Raw genomic sequence first — 25,768 nt, 5'->3', positions numbered from 1 at the left:
GCCCCGCCGCCGGACTACCTGGCCCCCGCCCCGGGTGCGCCGGTGCTGGTCACGCCCGGCGGTCCGCTTCCCGCGGCCGTCCCGCCGCCTGTGGTGGTGGACAATCCGCAGCCGCGGTTGAGGGACCGCATCATCGAGCGCATCCCGATCATCAACCGTTTCCACGAGCCGCAGTACGACTACACGCCCTAGCCGGTTCAGCCTTTCACCAGGTTGCGCAGGGGTTCATCCCGCTGCAGCCGCCCGATGTTCGCGGCGACATCACCGACGCGGCCGGCGAATGTGTCGGTCGTGACCCCCGATGAATGCGGGGTCACCAGCATGTTGGGCAGATCGCCGAACGGGAGATCGCTCGGAGCGCAGGGCATCTGCCCGGTGGGGTAGCGATACCAGACGTCGATCGCGGCCGCGGCGATCCCCCCGTTGGCCAACGCCTCGTAGAGCGCCTGTTCCTGCACCAGCGGGCCGCGCCCGACGTTGATCAACACGCCGTCGGGACCCAATGCCGCGAGCTCCGCGGCCCCGATCATGCCGATGGTGTCGGAGTTCAGCGGCGCCGACACCACGACGACGTCGCTCTCGCGCATCAGGCGGCCGAGCGCGGTGACATCGCCCGCCCACTGCAACCGCGAGTCCGGTGACACGCTGCCCGAGCCGGTGACGGCGGCGCCGGTGCAGCCGAACGCGCGCAACAGGTCCCAGCTGCGCATCCCGATGTGCCCGAAACCGACGAAGCCCATCCGGGCGCCGCCGAGCGTCGGCGCCTGCGGGATCGTCCGGTCGTACACTGATGTCGCCCACACCCCGTCCCGCAGCGCGCGGTCTTGGGCGAGAAAGCCGCGACGCAGCATCACCGCCGCGCCCACCACGTACTCGGCGATCGATCGCTCGTGGTGAAAGGTGTTGGCGACCAATATCTCTGGCGACAGTGCTGCGAACTCGACCTTGTCGGTCCCGGCGCCGGCGACGTGGATCAGGCGCAGCTTCTCCGCTGTACGCGCCATCTCGGCGGTGAACCGGCTACCCACGTACACCTCGGCGGTGCGCAGCTCGGCGTCGGGGACCCCGTCGGTCAGCCAGCGGATGTCCGATCCTTCCGGCGCCATGGCCTCGAATCGTTCGCGGTGCGGTAGCAGGTTCTGATCGGCAACGACGATCTTCACGTCAATCCCTCTGCAGCGCAGGTCGTTTGCTGTCGAAGGTCCAGCCCGGCATCAAGTACTGCATCGCGGCCGCATCGTCTCGGCTGCCGAGGCCCTCACGGTTGTACACCTCGTGTGCGGCGGCGACGGCGGCCTCGTCCAGGGTCACGCCGAGGCCTGGCGCGTCGGGCACCGTCAGATATCCGTCGATGATCTCGTACGGTGCGGTGGTGATGGCCTGCCCGTCCTGCCAGATCCAGTGCGTGTCGATCGCGGTGATGTCGCCAGGTGCGGCGGCGGCGACGTGAGTGAACATCGCCAGCGACACGTCGAAGTGGTTGTTGGAGTGCGAACCCCAGGTGAGTCCCCAGGTGTCGCACAACTGCGCGACACGCACCGACCCTGCCATCGTCCAGAAGTGGGGATCGGCAAGCGGGATGTCGACCGCGCCGGATCGGATCGCGTGCCCCATCTCCCGCCAGTCGGTGGCGATCATGTTCGTGGCGGTCGGCAGGCCGGTGGCCCGCTTGAACTCCGCCATCACCTCGCGTCCCGAGAAGCCTGCTTCTGGACCGACAGGATCCTCGGCATAGGCCAGCACATCGCGTAGCTCCCGGCAGGTGCGAATCGCGTCGTCAAGCAGCCAACCCCCGTTGGGATCCAGCGTGATCCGCGCGTCCGGGAAGCGATCGGCCAACGCGATGACGGCTTTCGCCTCGTCCGCCGCGGGCAAGACGCCGCCTTTGAGTTTGAAATCGGCGAATCCGTAGCGGGCTCGTGCTGCTTCGGCCAGCGCCACGATGGCGTCAGGGGTGAGCGCCTCGTCGTGGCGCACTCTCATCCAGTCGTCGGCATCCGCTGCTTCGTCTGCAGCCGACCGGTAGGCGAGGTCGGTCCTCGAGCGATCACCCACGAAGAAGAGATACCCGAGGGCCTGAACGCGGTCGCGCTGTTGGCCGTCGCCGAGCAACGCGGCCACGGGCACCTCGAGATGCTGACCGAGCAGGTCGAGAAGAGCCGCTTCGACGGCGGTGACGGCGTGCACGGCCACCCGCAGATCGAAGGTCTGCGCGCCGCGTCCCCCCGCGTCGCGATCGCCGAATGTGCGGCGCACGTCGTTGAGCACGGCGTGATAGTCGCCGATACTGCGGCCGGCGATCAGGTTCCGGGCGTCATCCAGGGTGCGGCGGATGGGTTCCCCGCCGGGCACTTCGCCGACGCCCGTATTGCCTGCGGAGTCGGAGATGACCACGAGATTGCGGGTGAAGTAGGGCCCGTGCGCGCCGGACAGATTGAGCAGCATGCTGTCGTGACCCGCGATCGGGATGACGGTGACGTCGGTGACGACGGGTGTTCTCACTTCAGTTCCTCTCGAGCGTCATGATGCGAACCATTTGTCGCCGTTGGCCAGTGGGCGCACGACACGGGAGACTTTGTCGCCGGTGCTCTGCAACGCGTCGATGATCTCGCGCTCGCGCTGCGGACTCAGCCGGTCGACGGGTATCGACGCGCTGATCGCGTCCTGCGCGGGTCGGCAGTAGTGCAGTGGTACCGCGAAACACCGGACTCCAGAGGTGTTTTCCTGGTCGTCTCTCGCATAACCGCGGATGCGGACCTCGTCGAGTTGGCTGTCGAGGACGGCGCGTTCGGTGATCGTCTGGGGTGTCAGTGGTGTCAGGGCCGACGGGATGTGTCGCTCACGTTCGACGCCGAATTGTTCGGCCAGCAGCGCTTTTCCGAGCGAGGTGGCGTAGGCCGGTAGGCGTCTGCCAACGCGATTGGCGGTGCGCGCGTATTGCTGTGATTCGCGGGTGGCCAGGTAGACGATGTCGGTGCCGTCGAGTCGGCCGAGGTGGAAGGTCTCGTCGAGGGTTGCGCGCAGGTCGTCGAGGAAGGGGATGATCAGCGGCAGATACGGATCGCTGTCCAGGTAGCTCGTACCCACCAGCAGCGCTCTGATGCCGATGCCGTAGAGCGTGCCGCTGGGGTCCGACCGAACCCAGCCTTGACCGACGAGGGTGCGCAGCAGGGCGTGGGCGCTGCTGCGCGGCATGTCGAGAGCATCGCTGATCTCCCGCAACCGGGCCGGCTCGTCATGGCGACCCGCGAGATACTCCAGCAATTCGACAGTACGCACCGCGGACTTGACCTTGCGCACCGGAAGATCCTCTGTCACAACCACTCCCTCACATCGCCAACAGTTCGCGGCCGATCAGCAGCGCAGCGCCCATGGCAGAGACGACGATCGCCACTCGACGCAACCGGGCCGGATTGAGGTGTCGGTTCACCACCATGGACAGCAGATAGCCCGCCACCGCCGCAGGTACCAGCACGGCGAAGCCCCGCCAGGTGCGCTCGTCCACCGCTCCGGTGACAGACAGAACGATCAACGACATCACCGAGCCCACCAGGAAGAACCCGCTCATCGTGCCGCGCAGCCGGGACCCGGAATTGCGTTGCCACACCAGCGCCATCGGCGGACCACCGATGGAGGTCGCGGTGCCCAGCAGTCCGGAGGTCGCTCCTGCGATCACCACATTGCGTCGGCGCGGCGCCGGAATCCACCCGCTGCTGGTGAGGATCACGCCGCCGAGAACCACGGCGGCCAGCATCAGTGACAGCGCGCGATGCGGTAGCGCCGCGAGCAGCAGGGCGCCGGCGATGGTGCCGGGCACTCGGCCGACGAGCGCCCAGCCGGTACCGGACAGATCGATCGCTTCCCGCTCGCGGACCACGACGATCAGCGTCACCAGCGTCGCCACCATGATCAGCGTGCCCGGAATCAGCGCCGGCTCGACCAGCGCGACGATCGGTGCCGCGAACATTCCCATGCCGAAGCCGATGGACGCTTGCAGCGCCGATGCCAGGAAGATCGCCACGGCGAGAACGCAATAGCCGCCGGGGCTCATGCCGGCACGGTTTCACGGCTACTCCCTTCGAGGAGCAGCGGATGGTGGCATTCGGCGGCATGGTCAGGTGTGGCCGGGTCGGCGGCCACGGGCGGTGGCGTGCTCGCACACACGTCGGTCGCTTTCCAGCATCGGGTTCGGAACCGGCATCCCGACGGCGGATCGATCGGTGACGGGACCTCACCCTTGAGCAGGATGCGCGCACCGCGGCGGGAGCTGTCCAGTGAGGGTGCGGCCGACATCAGCGCCGCGGTGTAGGGGTGGTTGGATCGCTCGTACACCGCCTCGGTGGGCCCGTTTTCGATGATCCGGCCCAGGTACATCACGGCCACCCGATCGGCGACGTGCCGCACCACGGACAGGTCGTGGGAGATGAAGATGTAGCTGATGCCGAGTTGGTCCTGCAGGTCGTTGAGCAGGTTGAGTACCTGCGCCTGTACCGAGAGGTCCAGAGCGGACACCGGTTCGTCGCAGATGATCACGTCGGGGTCCAACGCAAGCGCTCGCGCGATTCCGATGCGCTGACGCTGCCCGCCGGAGAACTCCTGCGGGTACTTGTTGGCCGCCTTCGCACCGAGACCCACCATGTCGAGCAGCCCGCGGACCCGCATGTCGCGGTCCTGCCGGTTCTTCACCACTCCTTTGTGGCTGCGCCACGGTTCGGCGATGATCTCGGCGGCGGACATGCGCGAGTTCAGGGAGGCGTAGGGGTCTTGGAACACCATCTGGACTCGGCGGCGGAACGCCAGGAGTTCAGCTCCTTTGAGGCTGAAGGGGTCGACGCCGTCGAAGCGCACACTGCCCTCGTCGGGCCGCTCGAGCATCATCAACGTCCGCGCCAACGTGGACTTGCCGCAGCCGGATTCACCGACGAGGCCGAGTGTTTCGCCGCGCTTGAGGTCCAGCGTGATGCCGTCGAGTGCGCGAAGGGCGTTCTTGCCGGCGTGCGGTACCCGGAAGGACTTGCGGATGTCGCGAACCTCGAGCAGCGGACTCCCGTTCGCGTCAGACATCGTGTGATCAGACATTGGTGACCTCTTCCGGGAAGTGGCAGGCTGTCGCGCGGTCGGTGCCCGACAGGGTCGGTCGTGTCGTCGTGCAGATGTCGCGGGCCAGCGGGCAGCGGGCCTGGTAAACGCATCCGGCGGGGACGGCGTGCAGGTCAGGTGGTGAGCCGCCGATGGACTTCAGGCTGTCGCCGCGGCGGGCGTTGACCGGCACCGAGTTCAGCAGCCCCTTGGTGTAGGGATGCCGAGGGTTGGCGAAAACCTCGTCGACGGAGCCGGTCTCGACGATGTTTCCCGCGTACATCACGGCGACGCGGTCGGCCTCCTCCGCGACCAGAGCGAGGTCGTGGGTGATGAGCACGACGGCCATGTTGTATTCGGAGCGCAGGTCCCGCAGCAGCGCCATGATCTGCGCCTGCACGGTGACGTCGAGTGCCGTGGTGGGCTCGTCGGCGATCAACACGCTCGGATTCAGCGCGACGGCCATCGCGATGAGCAGCCGTTGGCGCATCCCGCCGGAGAACTGGTGAGGATACGAATCGATCCTGGTTTCGGGCTGGGGAATTCCTACCCGGGCCATCAACTCGACGGCTTTGCTCTTCGCCTCTTTCGCGGAGAGTCCGTGGTGAATCCGAAACGGTTCGGCCAGTTGGGTTCCGACCGTGTAGAGCGGGTTCAGCGCGGTCAACGCATCCTGGAAGACGATCGCGAGTTCAGTGCCCGCCATCGCGCGACGCTTCTTGCGGTCGGCTGTCACCAGGTCGACGGTCCCGTCCTGATGCGCGAGCCGGGCGCTGCCACCGACGATGTCGGCGACCGGCTCGAGCAGTCCGACCAGGGCCGTCGCCGTCATCGACTTGCCGCAGCCGGATTCGCCGAGCAGAGCCAGGGTTTCGCCACGCCGTGCCCCGAAGGACACCTCGTTGACGGCCCGCAACGTCCCGGATATCGTGCGGACCTCGACCGACAGGCGGTCGACCTCGAGGACGGGCGTCGGGTCGACGTGGATGTCGTGGTCGGCGAGTGCACTCATCGCAGGGCCTTTCCGGTCTTGGTGAAGGCGGCCAGCCGCTTCTGCGGGACGGTGAGACGCCACCGCTGGCCGGGGTCGGTGGCGATGCGCGCCCAGGCGGCCAGGATCGTCGCCGAGACGGTGGTGATCACGATTGCGAGGCCGGGGAAGAACGACAACCACCACGCGCTGTGCAGATAGGTGCGGCCCTGGGAGACCATGAGACCCCAGCTGACGTCCGGCGGCTGGATGCCGATGCCCAGGAAGCTCAGCGAGCTCTCGGCGAGCATGACGTAGCAGAAGTCGAGCGTCGCGACGGTGAGCAGCGTGGGAAGCACGATCGGCAGCACGTGCCGACCGATGATCGAGTTCGCGCTGGCGCCGAAAGTGCGCGCTGCATCGACGAATACACGGCTCTGCAGTTCGGCGGACTCGGCCCGGGCGGTGCGCAGGTACACCGGGATGCGGGTGATGGCGAGCACTGCAACGATGTTGGCGGCGCTGGGGGAGAAGACGTAGAGCACGACGACGGCCAGCAAGAGAGATGGGAAGCTCATGATCACGTCGGCGATGCGCATCGCTACCGTCTCGCGCCAGCCGCGGTGATAGCCCGCCCACATTCCGATCGCCGAGCCGATGACCGCGGAGATCACCACCGCGGGCACGGCAACCGACAGTGTGGTGCGGCAGGCGACGACGAGCCGGGCGAGCATGCTGCGGCCCAGCGGATCGGTGCCCAGGATGTTCGCCCATCCGTGGCTGAGGGTGAACGGTGCCTGGTTGGAGTTGTCCAGGTCGATGCGCGTGGCGAGGTCGCCGAACAGGACGGGGCCGAGCAGCGCCGTGAGGAACACGAGCCCGAGAACGCATGCGGCGGCGAACGCCACGCGGTCGTTGATCAGCAGCCGGAACCACAGTGACCGGCCCCGCGTCCGTGCCGTGTCGGTGTCGTCCTCGCCGACGATCGCCGTGGTGGGTTTGACCGGGATCAGGTCGATCTGAGTCATGAGAGTGCTCCTAGCGGTCTGGGTTGCCGTGTTAGACGCGAGCTGGTTCCCGCACCCGCGCGTCGAGCAGCGCGTAGCAGGCGTCGATGAAGATGTTGAGCAGGAAGATGCTGACCGCGGTGAGCAGCACGGCGGCCTGCAGGACCGCGAAGTCGCGCTGCAGGATCGCGTCGATCATCAATTTTCCGATGCCCGGCCAGCCGAAGATCGCCTCGACCACGACCGCGCCGTTGATGAGCCCGACGGCGAGGTCGCCGGCCACCGTGAGGGCAGGGGCGGCGGCGTTGCGCAGGGCGTGATGGCTGACGACGCGGAAGTCGCTGGCGCCCTTGCTGCGAGCCAGCCGCACGTACGGTGCCGACAGCGCCGAGACCATGGCTCCACGGACCACCTGGGTGAGGACGCCGAGCGGTCGGATCATCAGCGTCGCGATCGGCAGGATCCAGCTGAGTATTCCGTCGTCGACCCCGGAGGTGGGCAGCCAGCCGAGCAGCACGGCGAACAGCCACACGCCGGTGATGGCGAACCAGAAGTCGGGGATCGACGCGGCGGTCATGGAGAGCAGGCTGGAGAACCGGTCGGCCAGCGAATTGGGGCGGTACGCGGCCCAGCAGCCGATGACGACGGCCCCGACTATGGCCAGGAGCATCGTGGTGATCGCCAGCTGCAGTGTGGCAGGGAAGGCGCGCAGAGCCATGTCCGCCGCGGATTCGCCGGTGCGTAGCGAGGTGCCGAAGTCGAGGTGCAGTACTCCCTTGAAGTAGTCCATCAACTGGGTGATCAGCGGATCGTTGAAGCCGTTTGCCGCGGCGAATTCGGCGCGCTGGTCGGCGGTCGCGGACTCGGGCAGGTACAGGTTGGTGGGGTCACCGGTGAGCCGGGCGAGGAGGAACACGCCGAGCAGCACGATGATCAACGGCAGTGCGCTGGAGTACATCCGGCGCCGGACGAAGGGGAACATGGGGCTGGCCTTCCTGTTTCTCAGGACTGGTCGGTGCGGTCGTCACCGGCAGGGGTCATCGCTGCGAGCCGCATCTCGTCGCCCGTCGCGGGATCGGGGGTGTAGTCGACGCGGGGGGACTTGCCGAGGATGCCTTTCATGTGGGCGATGTAGGCCATCTGCATGATCTCCTTGGGCTCCTCGGCGAACAGTGCGGCGAATGCGTCCTGTCTGGCCTGTCCGGTCAGTGCCTCGGCGGCGCGGATCTTGGCGTCGAATTCGGCTGTCCCATAGGCACTTTGCGGACCGTCAGAGAGCATGTACTGGTCCATGGTGAACGCGGCATCACCGGCTTGGTTGCCGTGCATGATCATCAGCAGGTAGGGCCCGGTGTTCGCCGGGAAGGGGCGCAGTTGGTACTCGAGCTGATTGGACGTGTCCATCATCTCGATCTTCACGTTCAGCCCGATCTCGGTGAACTCGGCCTGCAGGACCTCGATGGTCTCGCTGATGTTGGGGAATTGCGCGGTGCGCCCGATCAGCCGGATCTGGGTGTCGACAGGCACACCGTCGGCCTTGGCCTCGGCGATCAGCTGCTTGGCCTTCTCGGTGTCGTGCGGCCAGAGCTGGAGCTGGTCGTTGTAACCGACCACGCCGGAGGGGATCAGCTGCGCCGCCGGCTGACCGAGGCCGCGGAAGAGGGCTTTGACGATGCCGGTGCGGTTGACGGCGTAGTTGATGGCCTGGCGCACCCGCATGTCGTTGAGCGGCGGTTCGGTGGCCTGCATGCGCAGGGCTGTGGTCTCGTTGTTCTGGAACGGCACTCCGAGGTCGCCGGCGCCGTCCTCGGGGCCGAGGCCCGTGGCGATGTCGGCCTCGTCGTTGATGATCATCGCCGCGCGCACGCTTCCCTCACTGCGCCAGCGGTATTCGGCGGTGGCGAAGGCCGGCGCCGCGCCCCAGTACGTGGGGTTGCGCTTCAGCGTCAGTTTCTGGCCGTAGTCCCATGCGGCGATGGCGTAGGGCCCGGTGCCGATCGGCTCGCGCACCTTCTCGGCGGTGCTGGTGGTGCGCGGCACCATCTCGATGAATGAGACACGCAGCGGCAGAATGGGATCCGGTTCGGTGGTGCCGACCACGACCGTGGTCGGGTCCGGAGTCTGCAGGCTGAGCTTCTCGTCGCCGAACACGTACCCGTCGACGTTGCATTGCAGATCCGAGTTGACGGCCCGGTCGATCGAGAAGGCGGCGTCCTCGGACGTGAAGGGCGCCCCGTCGGAGAACGTCACACCGTCGCGCAGCTGGAAGGTCCACTGAGTGGGGCTCGTCTGCGTCCACCGCGTGGCGAGCAGCGGGGTCAGGTCGCCGGTGGTGGCGTCGCGCTCCAGTAGGGGCTCGGTGATGTTGGAACGCACCACGATGCCGGTCGAGGTCAGCGAGCTCTCGCACGGTTCGAGCGTGGGCGGCTCCTGCTGGAGAACGACGCGCAGCGTGCCCGGGTCGTATCCGCCGCCGCCGGAGTTCGCGACCGAGCAGCCGCTCACGGTGACCGCCGCGACGGTGAGTGCGGCAAGGGCTGCGGCTTTCATGGGTCCTCCCGGGCTGGGGGCTGTGACGTCCACGTATGTAGATGCACGCTGTGATGACAACCACACCGTAAGAGCGGGTTTCCGTGAGCGTCAACCCTGCCCAGAAGGCGCTTTGCGCAGTCATTCAGCGACATCGAACCGGGGCGTGGGGCCGCGGAAATGCCTCTGACGAGCACATTTACGTAGCGAACCTGGTTTCCGATACCCGAATGGGACGCGCACAGAGCTGCCGATGCCGTTTGGCTATAAGTTCATGCCAATTCGGACGTAGACGGGTATTCGCAGGTCGCCGTAGCGTGGTGCGCTGTGAGCATCAATGGTGCGGTTCTGCAGGTCGGTCCCCTCAAGCCGTCGCTCGAGCAGACGCTTGCCCAGGAGTACCTCGCGAAGACGCTCCCGGAGTCCGGGGACGAGCGAGCAGCATTCCTCGCCGAACACGGCGCGGAGGTCACCGCGGTGGTCACGTCCGGTCGCACCGGCGTGGATGCCGAGCTGATGGCTGCACTGCCTCATCTCGGCGCGATCGTCAACTTCGGCGTCGGCTACGACACCACCGACGTGGACGCGGCCGAAGCCCGGGGAATCGGGGTGAGCAACACACCCGATGTGCTGACCGATTGTGTGGCTGACACGGCTGTGGGTCTGTTGATCGACACGTTGCGGAAGTTCTCGGCGTCCGACCGATATGTACGGGCCGGTCGGTGGCCGGTCGAAGGCTCCTATCCGCTCACCCGCCAGGTCAGCAACACCCGCGTCGGCATCATCGGTCTGGGTCGCATCGGCTCTGCAATCGCCCACCGGCTCAACGCTTTCGGCTGCACCATCAGCTATCACAATCGCCACCGCGTGACCGATTCGCCCTATGCGTACGCGGCGTCCCCCGTGGAGCTGGCGCGGGAGGTCGACGTTCTGGTGATCGCCGCGGCCGGTGGTGAGGGCACTCGCGGCTTGGTCGGTAGTGAGGTCATCGACGCGCTCGGCGCCGACGGCTATCTGATCAACATCGCTCGCGGCAGCGTCGTCGACGAGGACGCCCTGGTGTCAGCACTCGTGCAAGGAAGGCTTGCGGGCGCCGGGCTCGACGTGTTCGCCCACGAGCCCAAGGTGCCCGAGGTGCTCTACGGGCTGGACACGGTGGTGTTGCTCCCGCATGTGGCCAGCGGCACGGTGCAGACGCGCGCGGCCATGGAGGCACTGACCCTGCGCAACCTGGAGAGCTTCCTCGAGACAGGGCAATTGGTCACGCCGGTCTGATCGACGTCAGTCGACGGTTTCGACGAGGTCGTCGGTCGTCCACTCCTGCGGGGGAAGCACATCTCGCAGTACTCGCAGCAGAGCGGGGTTCGTCGAGTCGCCCCGCCACACGGCGTCGAGTTCGACGGGCCGTTCGCGAAACGCCCCGATCGTCCGAAACACGACGCCCTCGGGGTGCAGCGTGGCCGCCGATGCCGGTACCAGCGCGATTCCGATGCCCGAGCGTACGAGCACAAGCATCGTGTGCACCTGTGTCACGTACTGGACATACCGCGGCGTGGCGCCGGCGATGGTGAAGGTCGAGATGAGCAGTTCGTTGAAATACCGTGCCTGCACCGGCGAATACATCACGACGTCCTGCCCGTCGAGGTCGGTGAGCGTCAACTGCCGGGGCAGCTCGGCCAGCGGGTGACCCGAGGGCAGAGCCGCGATCAGTTGCTCGTGCAGCAGCGGCCGCGACACCAGCCCTGGCCGTTTCAGCGGCGGACGCGCCATGCCCAGGTCGAGCTCGCCGGTCGCCAGCCCCTCGATCTGGGCTGCGGTCACCATCTCGCGCAGATCGAGCGTCACGTCGGGCAGTCTTTCGCGCGCACGCTCCAGCAGTCGCGGCAGCACCGCGTGCGCCGACGCCGCGGTGAATCCGATCACGACCGTACCCAGATCCCCTGCGGGGACCCGCTTCACAGTCTGCGCGGCCCCTTCGGCCAGCTGCAGGATGCGCCGCGCGTCCGGCAGGAACGCGGCACCCGCCGGCGTCAGCGTGACGGTTCGGGTGGTGCGGTCGATGAGCTGTACGCCGAGCTCGCTCTCGAGCTGCTGAACCTGACGGGACAACGGGGGTTGCGTCATGTGCAGGCGTTCGGCCGCCCGGCCGAAATGCAGCTCTTCGGCGACCGCGACGAAGCACTGCAATCGCGCCAGAGAGAACATCAGCGTCCGGGAGTCAGGGAGACCACGGAGATGTGGATGCGTGCGACCGCCTCATCCCACTCCTGGGGGGTGGGCACCCGGTCGAACTTCAGGCCCATCATCCGTTGCGCTTTCTTGGCGCCGTAGGCGGTCGCAAGCTGGTCGACGATGTCGGCGACCTGCGCCGAGTCGGTCAGCAGGACGCCGCGCATCGGCGAGGTGCGCCCGAGATGGGACACCTCGACGTCGGCCCCACCGCGGAAGTTGTACTTCCACTGTGCCTCCATCACCGCGTAGAGGTTGCCGTCGAGATGGTGTGCACTCACGGGAATGGCGAAGCGCCGGCCGGACTTGCGACCGGTGAAGCGCAGCAACATGAACTCGCCGATCAGCCTGCCGAGGGGTGTCGGAAGTGCGCGCCGCAGGATCGGATTGATGGTCTTGAGTACGGCATCCGGTGGGTGGACGGCCTCGATCGCTGCCATCCTCTCACCGTAGAGCTCCGGGTCGTGCCGCGAAAGGCTCTACCAACGCGGGCTCAGCAGCTCGAAGCCCGGGTTCACGGTACGCATGTAGCCGGTGTCGTCCCGGTCGCGGATACCGCAGCGAAGGTATTGCTGATGCAGTGTGTCGAGCGCCTCGTCGTCGATCTCCACGCCGAGGCCGGGGCCGCGGGGCACCGGGACGGCACCGTCGACGAAGTGGAGTGCCCCGGGCTTGACCACGTCTTCTGTCTTCCACGGCCAATGGGTGTCGCAGGCATAGGTCAGGTTCGGCGTTGCCCCGGCGAGGTGCACCATCGCGGCGAGGCTGATGCCGAGATGTGAGTTCGAGTGCATCGACAGGCCGAGCCCGAACGTGTCGCAGATTCCCGCAAGCAGTCGCGAGCGTTGCAGCCCACCCCAGTAGTGGTGATCGGAAAGGACAACGCGGACAGAATTTTTCGCGACGGCAGGAGCGAGCTGGTCGAACGCGACCACACACATGTTGGTGGCCAGGGGCATCGGCGCCTGCGCGGCCACCTCCGCCATACCGTCGAGGCCCGGTGTGGGATCTTCGAGGTATTCGAGGATCCCTGCCAATCCGGAGGCCACCTTCACCGCGGTCTGCGGAGTCCATGCCGCGTTGGGGTCGAGCCGCAGCGGGACACCCGGGAATGCGCGGGACAAGGCCTCGATGGCCGCCATCTCCTCGTCGGGGGGAAAGACGCCACCCTTGAGTTTGATTGCGGTGAAGCCGTATTCGTCGACGATGTGGTGAGCTTGGGCGACGAGGCCGTCCGGATCGAGTGCTTCTCCGAACCGGTCGGGTTCGGCGCCGGGGTGAGCTGCCCACTTGTAGAACAGGTAGGCGCTGAACGGCACGGCGTCACGGACGGCACCGCCGAGCAGATCGCAGACCGGGCGGTCCAGTGCCTGGCCCTGGACGTCGAGGCATGCCACCTCGAACGGGGACAACACCTGATCGACCGCACTGGCTGTGGTGATCATGCCCGCCGTACCGACCGCGGCGGTGTCGCCTCTGAGCCGTTCGGCGATCTCCGCACGAATGGCGTTGAGCGCGAAGACATCCAGTCCGGTGATCGCATCGGCGGCGGCATGGAGCCGGCCGAGGTGGCGGGTGTCGGCGTAGGTCTCACCCAGGCCGACCAAGCCTGCGTCGGTGTCCAGCTGGATGATTGCCCGCAGTGCATACGGCTGGTGCACGCCCACGGTGTTGAGCAGCGGCGGATCAGCGAACGCCACCGGCGTGATCCGGGCTCCGGTGATCCGGATGGCCGGCATCAGCGTGCCTGGGCCAGCGCGTCGGCGACGACGGATCGCCCGGCCTCGACGATCGAAGCCAGTTCGGCGAGGTCGTCCGGCGTCGGCATCACCAGCGGCGGGCGCACGGAACCGGCGGGGATGCCTGCCATCGTGACGCCGGCTTTGACCAGCGACACCGCATAGCCCGGGACGGTGTCGCGCAGCCGTACCAGGGGGATGAAGAACGCGTTGAGCAAGGCGTCGACCAGGCCCTGGTTCCCGGATTCCAACGCGTTGTAGAAGGCCAGCGCCAGATCGGGTGCGAAGGCGAACGTGGCCGACGAGTACAGCGGAACGCCGATCGCCCGGAACGCGAGCTGTGTCGTCTCTGCGGTGGGCAGACCGTTGAAGAAGAGGAAATCGGGATCGACGGTCGTGGTGACGGCCTGCACGATTCGAGCGACCTGGTCGAAATTGCCGGTGCCGTCCTTGAATCCGACGACGTTCGGGATACGTGCGACTGCTACGGCGGATTCCTCGGTGAATCGTGCGTTGTTGCGGTTGTAGACGATCACGGGCAGCTGTGCGGCCGCCGCGACGGCCCGGGTGTAGTCGACGAGACCGGCCTGCGGCACCTCCACCAGGTAGGGCGGTAGGAGCAGGAGCCCGTCGGCCCCGGCGTGTTCCGCTGCTACCGCGAAGCGCTTGGCCTGTGCCACGGAGCCACCGGCGCCGGCGTAGACCGGGACCCGGCCGCCGACCACGTCGACGGCCGTGCGGACGACGTCGCCGAACTCCCTATCGTCCATGGCGTGGAACTCGCCGGTGCCGCAGGCGATGAAGACGCCGCCGGCGCCCGCGTCCACGCCCCGCGCGATGTGCGCGGCCAGCGCGTCGAAGTCGACGCTTCCGGACGTGCCGAATGGTGTGACCGGGAAGAACAGGACGCCGCGGAAGTCGGGGCGCGAAATCGGACGCATGGGTTGGGGCTCCTCGTTCGTCAGTGGTGGGGTGTCAGTCCTGCGTGAGCCGGCCGTCGATGCGCCGCCACAGGTGCTCTGGATTTCCGTCGGTGATCGGCGGAGGTAGCAGAGACGTGGGCACGTCCTGGTAGCAGACGGGCCGCAGGAAACGTTCGATGGCGCGAGAGCCGACCGACGTGGTGCGCGAGTCCGACGTGGCGGGTGAGGGGCCGCCGTGGACCATCGCGTGGCACACCTCGACTCCCGTCGGCCAGCCGTTGAAGAGAATCCGGCCCGCCTTGAGCTCGAGCAGCGGCAACAGATCGGCCGCCGTCGGGTGATCGATCTCGTCGGCGTGCACGGTGGCGGTCAGTTGACCCTCCATACCGGCTGCCACGGCGTGCATCTCGTCGAGATCGGCACAGCGCACGATCACGCTCGACGACCCGAAGACCTCGGCCTGCAGGGTATCGGAGGCCAGGAAGGTCGATGCGTTCGTGATGAAAAGCGCTGCTCGGCAGGATGTTTGGCTTTCCTGCATTTCGCCGCGGGCCACCAGCTCGGCGCCTTGTCGAAGCGATTCGACGCCCGAGGCGTAGCTGCGCGCGATGGTGGGCGTCAGCATCGGAGTCGCCGGGGCGCCGGCGAGCGCGTCGCGGGCGGCCTCGACGAAGGTGTCCAGGCCCGGGCCGTCGACACTGATGACCAGACCGGGGTTCGTGCAGAACTGTCCCGAGCCCATAGTGAGTGAGGCGACGAATGCCCGGCCGAGATCCGCGCCGCGGTTGGCCAACGCTCCGTCGAGCAGGAAGACGGGGTTGATGGAGCTCATCTCGGCGTACACCGGGATCGGTTCGGGACGCGCCGCGGCGGCCGCGACGAGTGCGGTGCCACCGGAACGGGAGCCGGTGAACCCGACAGCCTTGATGCGTGGATCGGTGACGAGTGCGATACCGAGGTCCGGTCCTGAGCCGAAGAGCAGCGAGAACGTCCCTGCGGGCAGACCTGCTGCGGTCACGGCATCGGAGATCGCCCGGCCGACCAGTTCGGAGGTGCCGGGGTGTGCGTCGTGGCCCTTGACGACGACGGGGCAGCCGGCGGCCAATGCGGACGCGGTGTCGCCGCCGGCCACCGAGAACGCCAGTGGGAAATTAGACGCACTGAACACGGCCACCGGGCCCAGCGGAACGGTCCGCTGTCGCAGGTCGGGGCGCGGAGCCGGAGTTCGATCGGGAAGGGCGGGGTCGATACGCGCGCCGTTCCAGCTGCCTTCCCGCAGGACACTGGCGAAGAGCCTCAGCTGGCCGGTGGTGCGGCCCACCTCGCCTGTGATGCGAGCCTGCGGCAGTCCGGATTCGAGGACGGCGCGGGAGATCAGCGTGTCGCGGATGGCTTCGACGTTGGTGGCGATGGCCTCGAGGAACCGGGCCCGTTCCTCCGATGTCGTGGAGCGGTAGGTTCCGAACGCCTCGGCCGCGGCAGTGCAGGCAGCCTCGACATCACCGGCATCGCCGTGGAAGTACGGCGGTTCGAGCGCCCGGTCGGCGGCTGGGTCGTAGGCACGCACTTCGGTTCCCGTTCCGCGGACAGGGGTACCGGCGATGATCATCTGGCCGGTGAGGCCCGTGGCGGAAGACATCGTCGCTGTCATGACGTCAACGGTAGGAGGCGCGTCGATGCCTGTCCAAGACCCTTTACCACTCGATTGATGCTCAACGAGCATTGATACATCGTCGCGGCGAGAGTGCGGTGTGCAGCCCGACGTCGGCTTTTCGCTCAACAAAAGCAGCAGCTGCTGTGCCGTGGTAGAACGTTTTGACCGCGATGTCCGATGTGGGCAACCGGTCGTACGTTCGTGACATGCGCCGGGGCAGCCCCGGCAAACCTGATGTCGATCGTTTCGACAGACCGTTTGGCCGCAGCCGAGGAGAACACCGGTGAATGCGACACCATTCGGTCCCTACCGACTCGAGAAGCTCATCGGCCAGGGCGGCATGGGTGAGGTCTATCGGGCCTACGACACGCGAACCGATCGTGTGGTGGCCCTCAAGGTCCTGCCCCACCACATGGCCGCCGACACCGTCTTCCAGCAGCGTTTCCGGCGGGAATCACAGGCTGCTGCGGGGCTGAACGACCCGCATGTCGTCCCGATCCACGGATACGGTGAGATCGACGGCCGCCTCTACCTCGACATGCGGCTGATCGAGGGTCGCAACCTCGGCACGATGCTGGAGGAGACCGACAAGCCGCTCGGTGCAGAGTTCGCGGTCAGCATCGTCGAACAGGTCGCCGAGGCTCTCGATGCCGCCCACGCGACAGGTCTGATCCACCGCGACATCAAACCGTCCAACATCCTCATCACCAGCGGCGATTTCGTGTACCTGATCGACTTCGGGTTGGCCCGCACAGCGGGGGAGCACGGGTTGACCACCGCGGGCAGCACCCTGGGCACCTTGGCCTACATGGCGCCGGAGCGATTCGAGGGCGGCGAAGTCGACCGGCGATCCGACATCTACGCGCTGACCTGCGTGCTGTACGAGTGCCTGACCGGTTCGCGGCCCTATCCCGCCGACAGCCTCGAACAGCAGATCGCCGGCCACATGGTGTCACCGCTGCCGCGCCCGTCGGCGACGGATCCTCGGTTGGCCGCGTTCGATGAAGTCATAGCGAAGGGCATGGCCAAGAAGCCGGAGAAGCGTTACCAGAGTGCGGGCGAACTGGCTGCCGCGGCGCGGCGCGCCATGACTGCGCCGGTGCCCCGTGGCGGCCGTGGCTCTCGGCACGCGGCTCGGCCTCGACGCCGGATACCGGTCAAGGCGCTCTCGGCGGCGGCCGCGGTGGTCGTTCTCGCGGCGGGTGCGGCCGGACTATGGACGTGGGCGCCGTGGCGTGGCACCTCGGAGACTCCGGAGAAGCTGCCCGACGGCGCTGTGGCGTCGATCGCTGCCGCCGTACCGGCTGACATCCGCGAGACGGGCCGGCTGGTGATCGGCGTCAACGTTCCCTATGCGCCGATGGAGTTCAAGAACACCGACGGTCAGCTGACGGGTTTCGACGTGGAACTGGCGAAGGCGGTCACCCGGGTACTGGGCTTGGTGCCGGATTTCCGTGATACGCCGTTCGATTCGATCCTGCCGAAAGTGGTCGACGGCTCGTTCGACATCGGCTCCTCATCGGTGACCGACACGGCCGATCGCGAAGAACTGGTCGACTTCGTGACGTATTTGCGCGCCGGTACGCAGTGGGCGCGCCGACCGGGCACCTCACTGGGTCCGGCATCGGCCTGCGGACTGAAAATCGGTGTGGCGCAGGGGACTCTGCAAGAGACCGACGAGCTACCCAGGAAGAGCAACGAGTGCACAGCGGCGGGACTGGCGCCGGTGGAGATCGTCGTGTTCACCAGTCAGGACGAGGTCACCACGGCACTGCTCAAAGGCGAGGTGCAAGCGATGTCGGCTGACTCACCGGTCACCGGGTTCGCGATCAAGCTCAGCCGCGGTGATCTGGTGCCTGCCGGAGACGTGTTCGACTCGGCCCCGTACGGCTGGCCGGTGCAGAAGAACTCCCCATTGGGTGAGGCGCTGCGCCGGGCGCTCGAGCACGTGATGGACAGCGGCGAGTATCGGGCCATCGCGAACATGTGGGGTGTCGAGCGCGGCATGATCGACCGCCCCGCCATCAACGGCGCGACGAAGTGAGAATCCGCGCCGCGCAATCGTCGGTGTAGATCGGGTCAGCCCGGGTAGCCCCCTCCCTGAAGGAGGCCAGATGACCGACGACAACGCCGCCCAGACGCGGAAGAGCTTCGTGGATTCCGTGAAGGGCAAGGCCAAAGAAGTGGCCGGGGCGGTGACGGGAAACGACTCGTTGACCGCGCAGGGCCAACTCGAGCAGACCGAGGCCAAGGAACGCCGTGAGGCCAGTCGCGTCGACGCTGAAGCAGACGCTGAAGCTGCCGAGGCGCGAGACATGGCCGCAGAAGCCCAGCGTGAGGGTGCGCAGGAGCGTCGAGCCGCGGAAGTCCGTGCGGCCGAGGCCAAAACGTCCGTGCGTGCCCAGGAAGCTGCGCAACAGACTGCTGCCGAGCAGGCGGGACGCCGCGACGCGGCCCGAGCGCAAACCCAGGCCGAGGCCGACGCGCAAAGTGAGGCGCTGCGCGCGTCTGCCCAGGAACGCCAGCAGGTTGCGGAGGCGCAGTCCGAATACGATGCGGCGCTCGATGAGTACCGCGGCGAGGTGACCGACGCGGCGCGCGCCGAAGCCGAGGCCGACAGGTTGCGCCGTCGCGCCGAGTCCGCCGATCCCCATTCCTAGGAGGACCTGATGAAACTCTCCGACCTGCCTTTCGCGATCCTGCGGTTCCAATACCGGCTTGCGCGAACACCGTTACAGATGGTCGAGGACCGAGTCCTGCCCCTCGTCGACCAGGAGGCGCCGGGCCGGCTGATGTACGAACGTGCGGTGGGAGCCCTCGATGCTGCCGCTGGTAATGCGCTCAGGGACAGCGCTCTCGAGGAGAGCGGGATCTCACGCATTCAGCGCGTTGCTGCGCTGGGCGAAGCGATGCGCCTCGACGAGCTGGCCGAGCAGAAGAAAGAGCAGGCCCAGGATCAGCTGGCCCGGAAACGCGAGAAGGCCGCGACAGCACCGCAACAGGCACGTGACGATGCGGCGCAGCGCGTCGCGTCCGCTCGTGAGGACGCAGAGCAAGAGAAGCGTCAGGCCGCCCGAGACGCTGCCGAAAGGACAGCGGAGGCCAAGCGGGCGATCGCCGAGTCGGCGGACCAAAGCGTCGCTGCAGCAGAGAAATCCAAGCGCAGCGCACAGAACCGGAGCAAGGCGGCCGAGAAGGCGGTGACCGACGTCGCTGACCGGGAACTCGACGATGCGGCTGACAAACGCCGAGCTGCGACGGGAGCGCGAGCCCGGGCAGACAGGTTGGAGGATCTCAGCGACAGTGAGCGAGCGCGACAAGGAAACTCGTCGTGACCGCGTTGCTGCCTGATCCCGACCCCATGGACACCCCCAGCGAGGAGCGCGCTGGGGGTGTCCCCCCGGGGGAGATCTCACCGCAGTCGGCCCAGACGTCGGCCACCAAGAACCCTGATCCGACGGCGGGCAAGAACTTGAATCCGCGCGCGGCCGTCGGCATTGCTGCGGTCGCTCTCTTCGCCGTCATTTTCGCGGTCGTGGCAATCGTGTTGATCATCCAGTTGTGAGCGGCTCTGGTGCGTCGCAGAGAAAATGGCACGCTCCGTACCGGAAAATTGCAGGTCACTTGTTGCGTAAGCAAGAAATATGCTTGGAGATCTTGAATGACTACTCTTCGGAATTGCTTAGGACGGCATAAATCTGTGTAATACCTGTTCAAAGCGGTAATATTGATAGAATTAAAGTAACTGTATAACCCATAATGGGAAACTTTCTGATTTGCTGATGGAAAGTCGGATTCCGGCTCTACGCTCGTGTCACGCCGACGAGATGGCGTTTCGACACTTATCACGTAGATCCGGGGAACCTCATGAGCACCATCTTCCGCAAAGCCTCCCTCACATGCGGCATCGCGTTTGCCTCCGCATCCCTCGCACTCACCGGCGCCGCGACATCCTGGGCCAGTAGCTCAGCGCTGATCATCGGCGGAATCGGCGCCGGCACCATGGGCGACAACGTGATGGCGCCGCTGCTGGGCGGTCAGTTCAAGAACGAGAAACGGGTGAACGTCACGTGGCCCGCGCAGGCTGGTCCGATCACCGGCAAGACGGACAAGAACCTCGGTGACTCCATCAACATCGGCGTCACCAATCTCACCGCCGCGATCAACACCGGTCTCGCCCAGCTGTCCCGGGATGCGAACGGCAACGTCATCAACGGTGAGAAGGTCACCGTCGTCGGACTGTCGGCAGGCTCGCTGGTGGTGAACGAGGTCATGCGGAACATGGTCGCCAGCGGGCAGCTGCCGAATCCCGACGACATCGAGTTCATCGTGGTCGAGGACTCGAGCAGGCAGGAGTTGATCAAGAACTCCACCAAGTACAGCTCCAAGCTCAATTACACCTACCAGCCCGCACCGGTCACGCCGTACGACGTCGTCGTCGTCACCGGCGAATACGACGGTTTCGCAGACTTCCCCGACCGGCCGTGGAACGCGCTGGCGGTGGCGAACGCGATGGCCGGGGCGATCGTCGTTCACGTGCCGGTGATGTACGGGAGCCTCGCGTCCGTTCCGGCGAAGAACATCACCGTCGAGACCAACGCGCAGGGTGGTACGACCACCCACTACCTGGTCCCCACTGCCACTTTGCCTCTGGTGCAATTGAATCCGAAGCTGAAGTCGCAGGAGGCTGCGTTGAAAGCGAAGATCGACGCGGGCTACAGCCGCAACGACAAGGTCACCACCTCGCCCGTGAAATCGTTGGCGGTCGAGGCGCCGCCCGTCGTGGACACCCCGGAGCCACAGGCAGACCCCACGCCCCGCGCAGATGCCGCCGCACAACGTGAGGCGCGCGCAACGCACCGCGCGGAGGTCAAGGCCGCCAAGCGGGAAGCCCGTGCGCAGGCGAAGGCCGCCCGGGCAGCTCAGCGTGAGGAACGGAAGGCGGCGCGCGCCGACGCGTGACGAACCCGGCTGAAGCCCCGACCTGACTGGTCGGGGCTTCGTCGCGTCAGGACACGGGGACCGGCGGAGAGTGCTTGGCCTCCAACGCCGTGCCTTCGATGTCGAGGTCCGGCACGAACCTGTCGAACCACGCGGAGTGCTTCCACATTCGATCCCCCAGCATGGCCATCACCGCCGGGATCAGGGTGAGTCGGACGACGAACGCGTCGAGGAACACGCCGACGGCCAGGGTGAGGCCCACCGACTTGATGATCGGATCACTGCCCGCCACGAACGCGATGAACACGCCGAACATGATCAGAGCGGCAGCCGTCACCACCCGTGCCGACAACCCCACACCGTGCCGCACCGCGGTCGATGCGTCGTCACCGTGTCCGAGCTGCTCCTTGATCCGCGACACCACGAAGACCTCGTAGTCGCTGGAGAGGCCGAAGATGATCGCCAGCACGATGATGGGCAGGAAACTGATCGTCTCTCCCGGGGTGATGCCGAGAAGTGATGCACCCCAACCCCATTGGAAGACTGCCACCTGAACGCCGAGTGCCGCGAACACCGAGAGGAGGAATCCGGCGATGGAGGTCAGCGGGACCAGTGCTGCGCGGAACGCGATGGTCAGCAGGACGAAGGCCAACCCGACGACCACGAGCAAGAACACGGGCAGTGCGGCCGAGAGCTTGGCCGAGGTGTCGATGTTGGACGCGGTGTTTCCGCCGACGAGGAAGGTTGCCCCGGTGTTTCCTTCGATCTCGTCGCGGTCGGCGCGAATCGTGGTGACCAGGTCCGCGGTCGCGGTGTCGTTGGGGCCGCTGGTCGGAATGACCTGGATGACGGCGGTCCGGTCGTCGCCGCCGGCAGGCGCGGCGACCGCGACGCCGTCCTCTCGGCTGAGGTTGGCTGCCAGCGTGGGCGCCGCACGTGGATCGGTGGCCCGGGTCAGATCCGCCACCACCAGAAGCGGTCCGTTGAACCCGGGGCCCAGATGTGCGGCCGTCAGGTCGTACGCCTGACGGGACGTGTTCGACTCCGGCTGTGACGCTCCGCTGGGCAGGCCGAGGTGCAGGCCGAGCGCCGGGAGGCCGATGACGACGAGCGCTGCCGCCCCACCCACCAGCAGCGGCGCGCGGAACCGCACGACGAACCGGGCCCACCTGGCGCCGAGGGTGCGGTGCGGGGTGTACGCCGCCACCTGCGCGACCTGCTTGGGACGGCCGGGCTGCAGCGGGGGTTCGATGAAGGACGCGACTCTGCCGCCCGCGAAGCCGAACAGGGCCGGCAGCAAGGTCAGCGCGATCAGCATCGCGATCAGCACGGACACCGCTGCCGCGAGGCCCATGTAGGTCAGGAACGGGATGCCCACGATGGCGAGGCCGCAGAGTGCGATGACGACGGTCAGTGCCGCGAACACCACCGATCCGCCCGCCGTACCGACGGCCAGGGCGGCCGCTTCCTGGCGCGGCATCAGCAGCAGCAGGTTGTTGCGGTAGCGGTTGAGGATGAACAGCGCGTAGTCGATGCCGCACGACAGGCCCAGCATCAGGGCCAAAGACAGCGATGCCGAGGGCATGTCGACGAACGCGGCGACGACGAAGATGCCCAGCGCGCCGATGCCGACGCCGATGCTCGCCGTGAGGATCGGTAGCCCCGCGGCAACGATGGCGCCGAAGGTCACCAGCAGGATCAGGAACGCCGCCGCGATTCCGATGATCTCGGGCAGGTGTGGGACGTCGACCTTGTATCCGGGGAACACGCTGCCGGCGTACTCGACCCGGACACCCGCGTCCTGGACCGGCTTCATCGCCGCTTCGAGCTGGTCGAGTGACGCGTCGGTCACCTCGCCGATGGGGGCTCGCCATTGGACGGTGCCCAACCCCACCTGGCCGTCGGGAGCCACCTGGCGGGTCTGCGTCGGACCTGCGGCGGCCGCGATGTCGGGAACCCGGGCCAGGGAAGCCACGGCCCGGTCGATCGATGGCGCGATCGTCGGATCGGTGAGGGTCCGTCCCGGCGGCGCGGCGAACGTGATCTGCGTCTGGGCACCGGCGAGCACCGGCAGTCGCTGCTGCAGTTGCTCGACGGCCCGCTGTGATTCGGTGCCCGGGATCGTGAAGTTGTCCGACGGCTCGCCCCGGAATCCGACGAAGGCGACGGCCACGCCGATCAGGACAGCGAGCCACGTGCCGAGCACGAGCCAGCGGCGGCGGAAGCTGAGCCCACCGAGGGCGAACAGGTAGCGCGACATCGATCTCTCCGTCGGGTGGTGAACAGTAATTTTGATGTGTTCATTGATGCCCGATCCGTCGGCGGATATTCGCCACGAGGGTGTGATGTCGATGACGCTGCAGCGCCCTGACCCGCGGGGTGTATCGTCGGACACAGGGTTGCTCAGCCGGCGAAGCGATCGAAAGCTTCCGCACCGAGGCGAAAACCCTCCCAACATTCGAGGACGTGCTCATGGAATCGTCTGAACTTTTTTCCCATCGCCAGACCAAGCAGGAACATGCTCCGGCGTCGTCATCCGACGAGCCGGTCGAGGCTCCGGTGTTCTCCGACCTGACCCCGAGGCATTCTGCTGATTCGCCTGGTCGGTGAACGGCATACCGCGTGCTCGCCGCGCGTCGAGGCCGATCCGGGTCAGTCTCGCGACTGATCGGACCGGCGTAATCGACGGGGCGTGGTGGCCTCATTCCTCGGCGATCGCGGCCGAGCTCCCCGATCTGATCGGGGCGCTGCACCCCGCGCTCGGCGAGGTCGAGACGATGCAGATCAATTGGTCCCCCACGGAGGGTCAGCTGGATCTGGAGACCATCGCCGTCGGATCGCGCAAGGCGCTTCCCGGTGGTCATTACCGCCGGCCCCGGCTCATGTCGATCGTGGGCCGTGAGGCGGCGGTGAAACTGCTTGTCGTCCCGAGCATGACGTCACAGGCGCTCGGATCGATGGTGATGCGGGCAGCGGCGGGATTACCTCCCAGGATCGATGCGGCCAACAATCGGATCTACGAAACAGCTTGTCTCGTCGTCGGTCTCGCGCGCACCGAGAGCGTCAATTGGTGCGAGGCCGCCAGTTCGTGACCATTCGGTCGCGCAGCGCGTGCTACCGTTAGGGCGGGACGCCGAATCTGGCGTTTCATCCCATGAGAGAAGTTGAAAAAGTATGGCACAGGGAACTGTGAAGTGGTTCAACGGCGATAAGGGCTTCGGCTTCATCGCCCCCGACGGCGGCGCAGAGGACGTTTTCGTCCACTACTCCGCGATCTCCGGCGGCGGCTACCGCTCGCTCGAAGAGAATCAGCGCGTCGAGTTCGACGTCGAGCAAGGACAGAAGGGCCCGCAGGCCGTCAACGTGACGGCGGTCTAAGCGGCACGAGCTTTCGATCGTGGGCTGGTGAGTCAACACTCACCAGCCCACTTTTCGTTTCAGGCATACAAGGGGTCCCCGTGGGCTCAGGCGGGATCACCCCATGACAACTTCCGAGCTCCGCGCATCGTCTGCGCACAGACCAGTGGCCAGCGCCTCGAATTCCAAGGGCGACAATGCTTTTGGTTACCGAATGTGCATAGGTGTGGTCGGACCGCCAGAGCCTGCCGTCTCCGGTGTGGTTCGGTTCGGCGCCGCGCTGACCGAGAGTCTGCGCGGGCTCGGCTACGGCGTCGACACCGTTGAGGTCACCGACGAGCTCTGTGCATCCGGCCAGGCCCGACAGGTGCCGATCGGCGAGTCGGTCGCGTCGATCGCCGCGCAACTGAATCGCTGCGACGCCGTCGTCATCCAGCATGGCTACGGCATCTACGGAGGCACTCACGGTGACGATGTGCTGTCGATCATCGCTGCCGTCCGGGTGCCCACGATCGCGGTGGCGCACCAGGTCCTCGACAATCCCGATCCGCACCAACGCTGGGTCTTGGAACGGCTGGTGGCGACGACGGATCGCGTCGTCGTGATGTCGCGCGCCGCGCACGAGCGCCTGTGCCGCGACTACGGGGTGGACCGCGCGAAGGTGGTGACGATCCCGCATGGGGGAGCGCCGTTGAGCGGTCCCCGACCGAAACGACCCAGCCGGCCCACCATCCTGACGTGGGGCTTACTCGGACCCGGTAAGGGCGTGGAGCGGGTCATCGATGCGATGGAGTCGTTGAAGAACGTTCCAGGCCGCCCCCGATACGTCGTCGTCGGTCAGACCAACCCCGCAGAGATGTCTGTCCACGGAGAGGCCTACCGCGAAGCCCGCGTCGAGCAGGCTCGGCAGTGCGGGGTGGCCGACTCGGTCAGCTTCGACGCTCGTTCCTACAGCCGGGCGATGCTCACCGAACTCATTCAGTCCGCGGCAGTGGTCGTGCTGCCCTACGACTCCACCGACCACGTCAACTCCGCCATTTTGGCGGAGGCCATCGCCAACGGTCGGCCCGTGGTGGCCACGGCGTTCCCGCACGCGGTGGAGATGCTGTCCAGCGGGGCGGGAATCGTGGTCGACCACGACGACCCGGATGCGATGGCGGCGGCGCTTCGCCGGGTCTTGACGCAGCCGCGGCTCGCCGGCGAGATGGCTGCCGAGGCACGCCGATTGGCCCCGGAGATGGCGTGGTCGACGGTCGCTCGCGCGTACGGCTCGCTTGCGCAGCGCCTCGCCAGCTGATCAGAGCGGCACACGGCCGCGGCGGAGATCTGTTGAGCGAGAG

General features: G+C 66.8%; 25 protein-coding genes. 10 read left to right on the top strand and 15 right to left on the bottom strand.

What is annotated here, in order from left to right; translation table 11 throughout:
- Positions 1-192, top strand: a 192-nt coding sequence (locus DMB80_RS20085) for a DUF7157 domain-containing protein (RefSeq protein WP_420812205.1), incomplete at its 5' end; no start/stop codon positions are given.
- A 5-nt stretch (positions 193-197) separates the two neighbouring features.
- On the opposite strand, the gene DMB80_RS20080 is transcribed toward DMB80_RS20085, so the two are convergent.
- The 9 genes from DMB80_RS20080 to DMB80_RS20040 all read right to left on the bottom strand — a co-directional run bounded on the left by DMB80_RS20080 (position 198) and on the right by DMB80_RS20040 (position 9,606).
- Positions 198-1,163: a 2-hydroxyacid dehydrogenase gene (locus DMB80_RS20080; protein WP_111511471.1), complete on the bottom strand. Its 966-nt coding sequence runs from the start codon at positions 1,161-1,163 to the stop codon at positions 198-200.
- Position 1,164: 1 nt separating this feature from the next.
- The gene (locus DMB80_RS20075; protein ID WP_111511478.1) at positions 1,165-2,445 is read right to left on the bottom strand and encodes an enolase C-terminal domain-like protein; all 1,281 of its coding nucleotides are present in this window, start codon (positions 2,443-2,445) and stop codon (positions 1,165-1,167) included.
- Between the two features lie 75 nt (positions 2,446-2,520).
- Positions 2,521-3,318, bottom strand: a complete 798-nt coding sequence (locus DMB80_RS20070) for an IclR family transcriptional regulator (protein ID WP_111511470.1) — start codon at positions 3,316-3,318, stop codon at positions 2,521-2,523.
- 10 nt (positions 3,319-3,328) lie between these two features.
- Positions 3,329-4,051 carry a sulfite exporter TauE/SafE family protein gene (locus DMB80_RS20065; protein ID WP_111511469.1) on the bottom strand — a complete coding sequence of 241 codons (723 nt, stop codon included), beginning with the start codon at positions 4,049-4,051 and terminating at the stop codon, positions 3,329-3,331.
- Positions 4,048-5,079 (bottom strand): ABC transporter ATP-binding protein, encoded by a 1,032-nt coding sequence (locus DMB80_RS20060; RefSeq protein WP_420812204.1) that lies wholly within the window; start codon positions 5,077-5,079, stop codon positions 4,048-4,050. Before DMB80_RS20060 ends, DMB80_RS20065 begins: the two co-directional genes overlap by 4 nt.
- Complete coding sequence (locus tag DMB80_RS20055) at positions 5,072-6,091, bottom strand: ABC transporter ATP-binding protein (RefSeq protein ID WP_111511468.1); 1,020 nt, start codon at positions 6,089-6,091, stop codon at positions 5,072-5,074. Before DMB80_RS20055 ends, DMB80_RS20060 begins: the two co-directional genes overlap by 8 nt.
- A complete protein-coding gene (locus DMB80_RS20050; protein WP_111511467.1) occupies positions 6,088-7,077 on the bottom strand; it encodes an ABC transporter permease in 990 nt (329 codons plus the stop codon). The genes DMB80_RS20055 and DMB80_RS20050 overlap by 4 nt, the downstream gene beginning before the upstream one ends.
- A 31-nt stretch (positions 7,078-7,108) precedes the next feature.
- Positions 7,109-8,038, bottom strand: coding sequence for an ABC transporter permease (locus DMB80_RS20045; protein WP_111511466.1), 930 nt, complete (start codon positions 8,036-8,038; stop codon positions 7,109-7,111).
- A gap of 20 nt (positions 8,039-8,058) precedes the next feature.
- Positions 8,059-9,606: an ABC transporter substrate-binding protein gene (locus DMB80_RS20040; protein WP_111511465.1), complete on the bottom strand. Its 1,548-nt coding sequence runs from the start codon at positions 9,604-9,606 to the stop codon at positions 8,059-8,061.
- A gap of 306 nt (positions 9,607-9,912) precedes the next feature.
- Between DMB80_RS20040 and DMB80_RS20035 the strand changes: the two genes are divergently transcribed.
- The gene (locus DMB80_RS20035) at positions 9,913-10,860 is read left to right on the top strand and encodes a 2-hydroxyacid dehydrogenase (RefSeq protein ID WP_111511464.1); all 948 of its coding nucleotides are present in this window, start codon (positions 9,913-9,915) and stop codon (positions 10,858-10,860) included.
- 6 nt (positions 10,861-10,866) lie between these two features.
- Here the strand turns inward: DMB80_RS20035 and DMB80_RS20030 are convergent, their stop codons facing one another.
- The 5 genes from DMB80_RS20030 to DMB80_RS20010 are packed head-to-tail and all read right to left on the bottom strand — an operon-like array spanning position 10,867 to position 16,127.
- Positions 10,867-11,790 (bottom strand): LysR family transcriptional regulator, encoded by a 924-nt coding sequence (locus DMB80_RS20030; protein WP_111511463.1) that lies wholly within the window; start codon positions 11,788-11,790, stop codon positions 10,867-10,869.
- Entirely contained in the window at positions 11,790-12,254 is a 465-nt protein-coding gene (locus tag DMB80_RS20025; protein ID WP_111511462.1) for a hypothetical protein, read from the bottom strand. The genes DMB80_RS20030 and DMB80_RS20025 overlap by 1 nt, the downstream gene beginning before the upstream one ends.
- 39 nt (positions 12,255-12,293) lie before the next feature.
- Positions 12,294-13,553, bottom strand: a complete 1,260-nt coding sequence (locus tag DMB80_RS20020) for a glucarate dehydratase family protein (protein ID WP_111511461.1) — start codon at positions 13,551-13,553, stop codon at positions 12,294-12,296.
- A complete protein-coding gene (locus DMB80_RS20015; RefSeq protein WP_111511460.1) occupies positions 13,553-14,494 on the bottom strand; it encodes a 5-dehydro-4-deoxyglucarate dehydratase in 942 nt (313 codons plus the stop codon). Before DMB80_RS20015 ends, DMB80_RS20020 begins: the two co-directional genes overlap by 1 nt.
- Positions 14,495-14,528: 34 nt before the next feature.
- Complete coding sequence (locus DMB80_RS20010) at positions 14,529-16,127, bottom strand: aldehyde dehydrogenase (NADP(+)) (protein WP_111511459.1); 1,599 nt, start codon at positions 16,125-16,127, stop codon at positions 14,529-14,531.
- Positions 16,128-16,413: 286 nt separating this feature from the next.
- On the opposite strand from DMB80_RS20010, the gene stpK7 reads away from it, so the two are divergent.
- The 5 genes from stpK7 (at position 16,414) to DMB80_RS19985 (ending at position 21,092) form a co-directional block, all read left to right on the top strand.
- On the top strand, positions 16,414-18,174 hold the full coding sequence (gene stpK7 / locus DMB80_RS20005; RefSeq protein ID WP_111511458.1) for a serine/threonine protein kinase StpK7: 1,761 nt from the start codon (positions 16,414-16,416) through the stop codon (positions 18,172-18,174).
- Between the two features lie 70 nt (positions 18,175-18,244).
- On the top strand, positions 18,245-18,790 hold the full coding sequence (locus DMB80_RS20000) for a CsbD family protein (RefSeq protein WP_111511457.1): 546 nt from the start codon (positions 18,245-18,247) through the stop codon (positions 18,788-18,790).
- Between the two features lie 9 nt (positions 18,791-18,799).
- Positions 18,800-19,465 (top strand): IF2 family translation initiation factor, encoded by a 666-nt coding sequence (locus tag DMB80_RS19995; protein WP_111511456.1) that lies wholly within the window; start codon positions 18,800-18,802, stop codon positions 19,463-19,465.
- On the top strand, positions 19,462-19,695 hold the full coding sequence (locus DMB80_RS19990; protein WP_111511455.1) for a DUF6480 family protein: 234 nt from the start codon (positions 19,462-19,464) through the stop codon (positions 19,693-19,695). The genes DMB80_RS19995 and DMB80_RS19990 overlap by 4 nt, the downstream gene beginning before the upstream one ends.
- 302 nt (positions 19,696-19,997) lie before the next feature.
- Positions 19,998-21,092 (top strand): PE-PPE domain-containing protein, encoded by a 1,095-nt coding sequence (locus DMB80_RS19985; RefSeq protein WP_111511454.1) that lies wholly within the window; start codon positions 19,998-20,000, stop codon positions 21,090-21,092.
- Positions 21,093-21,138: 46 nt separating this feature from the next.
- On the opposite strand, the gene DMB80_RS19980 is transcribed toward DMB80_RS19985, so the two are convergent.
- Positions 21,139-23,331: an MMPL family transporter gene (locus DMB80_RS19980; RefSeq protein ID WP_111511453.1), complete on the bottom strand. Its 2,193-nt coding sequence runs from the start codon at positions 23,329-23,331 to the stop codon at positions 21,139-21,141.
- Positions 23,332-23,677: 346 nt separating this feature from the next.
- Between DMB80_RS19980 and DMB80_RS19970 the strand changes: the two genes are divergently transcribed.
- From DMB80_RS19970 to DMB80_RS19960, 3 genes are all read left to right on the top strand, one after another.
- Positions 23,678-24,163: a DUF5994 family protein gene (locus tag DMB80_RS19970; RefSeq protein ID WP_111511451.1), complete on the top strand. Its 486-nt coding sequence runs from the start codon at positions 23,678-23,680 to the stop codon at positions 24,161-24,163.
- Positions 24,164-24,245: 82 nt separating this feature from the next.
- Entirely contained in the window at positions 24,246-24,449 is a 204-nt protein-coding gene (locus DMB80_RS19965; RefSeq protein ID WP_046366004.1) for a cold-shock protein, read from the top strand.
- Positions 24,450-24,654: 205 nt separating this feature from the next.
- Positions 24,655-25,725 carry a glycosyltransferase gene (locus tag DMB80_RS19960; protein ID WP_240431291.1) on the top strand — a complete coding sequence of 357 codons (1,071 nt, stop codon included), beginning with the start codon at positions 24,655-24,657 and terminating at the stop codon, positions 25,723-25,725.
- Positions 25,726-25,768: the final 43 nt, after the last annotated feature.

Origin of the sequence: Mycobacterium kyogaense (assembly GCF_003254575.1) — a bacterium.
Lineage (GTDB): Bacteria > Actinomycetota > Actinomycetes > Mycobacteriales > Mycobacteriaceae > Mycobacterium > Mycobacterium kyogaense.
Note: the sequence above shows the minus strand (reverse complement) of the source record. Positions and strands in the feature narration are given on the sequence as shown.

Coding starts and splice junctions, on each gene's coding strand:
- DMB80_RS20075 (WP_111511478.1), bottom strand. CDS start 2,445: ATGCTGCTCAATCTGTCCGGCGCGCACGGGCCCTACTTCACCCGCAAT.
- DMB80_RS19995 (WP_111511456.1), top strand. CDS start 18,800: ATGAAACTCTCCGACCTGCCTTTCGCGATCCTGCGGTTCCAATACCGG.
- DMB80_RS20065 (WP_111511469.1), bottom strand. CDS start 4,051: ATGAGCCCCGGCGGCTATTGCGTTCTCGCCGTGGCGATCTTCCTGGCA.
- DMB80_RS20045 (WP_111511466.1), bottom strand. CDS start 8,038: ATGTTCCCCTTCGTCCGGCGCCGGATGTACTCCAGCGCACTGCCGTTG.
- DMB80_RS20050 (WP_111511467.1), bottom strand. CDS start 7,077: ATGACTCAGATCGACCTGATCCCGGTCAAACCCACCACGGCGATCGTC.
- DMB80_RS20010 (WP_111511459.1), bottom strand. CDS start 16,127: ATGACAGCGACGATGTCTTCCGCCACGGGCCTCACCGGCCAGATGATC.
- DMB80_RS19980 (WP_111511453.1), bottom strand. CDS start 23,331: ATGTCGCGCTACCTGTTCGCCCTCGGTGGGCTCAGCTTCCGCCGCCGC.
- DMB80_RS20025 (WP_111511462.1), bottom strand. CDS start 12,254: ATGGCAGCGATCGAGGCCGTCCACCCACCGGATGCCGTACTCAAGACC.
- DMB80_RS20020 (WP_111511461.1), bottom strand. CDS start 13,553: ATGCCGGCCATCCGGATCACCGGAGCCCGGATCACGCCGGTGGCGTTC.
- DMB80_RS20055 (WP_111511468.1), bottom strand. CDS start 6,091: ATGAGTGCACTCGCCGACCACGACATCCACGTCGACCCGACGCCCGTC.
- DMB80_RS20030 (WP_111511463.1), bottom strand. CDS start 11,790: ATGTTCTCTCTGGCGCGATTGCAGTGCTTCGTCGCGGTCGCCGAAGAG.
- DMB80_RS20015 (WP_111511460.1), bottom strand. CDS start 14,494: ATGCGTCCGATTTCGCGCCCCGACTTCCGCGGCGTCCTGTTCTTCCCG.
- DMB80_RS20060 (WP_420812204.1), bottom strand. CDS start 5,079: ATGTCTGATCACACGATGTCTGACGCGAACGGGAGTCCGCTGCTCGAG.
- DMB80_RS19965 (WP_046366004.1), top strand. CDS start 24,246: ATGGCACAGGGAACTGTGAAGTGGTTCAACGGCGATAAGGGCTTCGGC.
- DMB80_RS19985 (WP_111511454.1), top strand. CDS start 19,998: ATGAGCACCATCTTCCGCAAAGCCTCCCTCACATGCGGCATCGCGTTT.
- DMB80_RS20000 (WP_111511457.1), top strand. CDS start 18,245: ATGACCGACGACAACGCCGCCCAGACGCGGAAGAGCTTCGTGGATTCC.
- DMB80_RS20040 (WP_111511465.1), bottom strand. CDS start 9,606: ATGAAAGCCGCAGCCCTTGCCGCACTCACCGTCGCGGCGGTCACCGTG.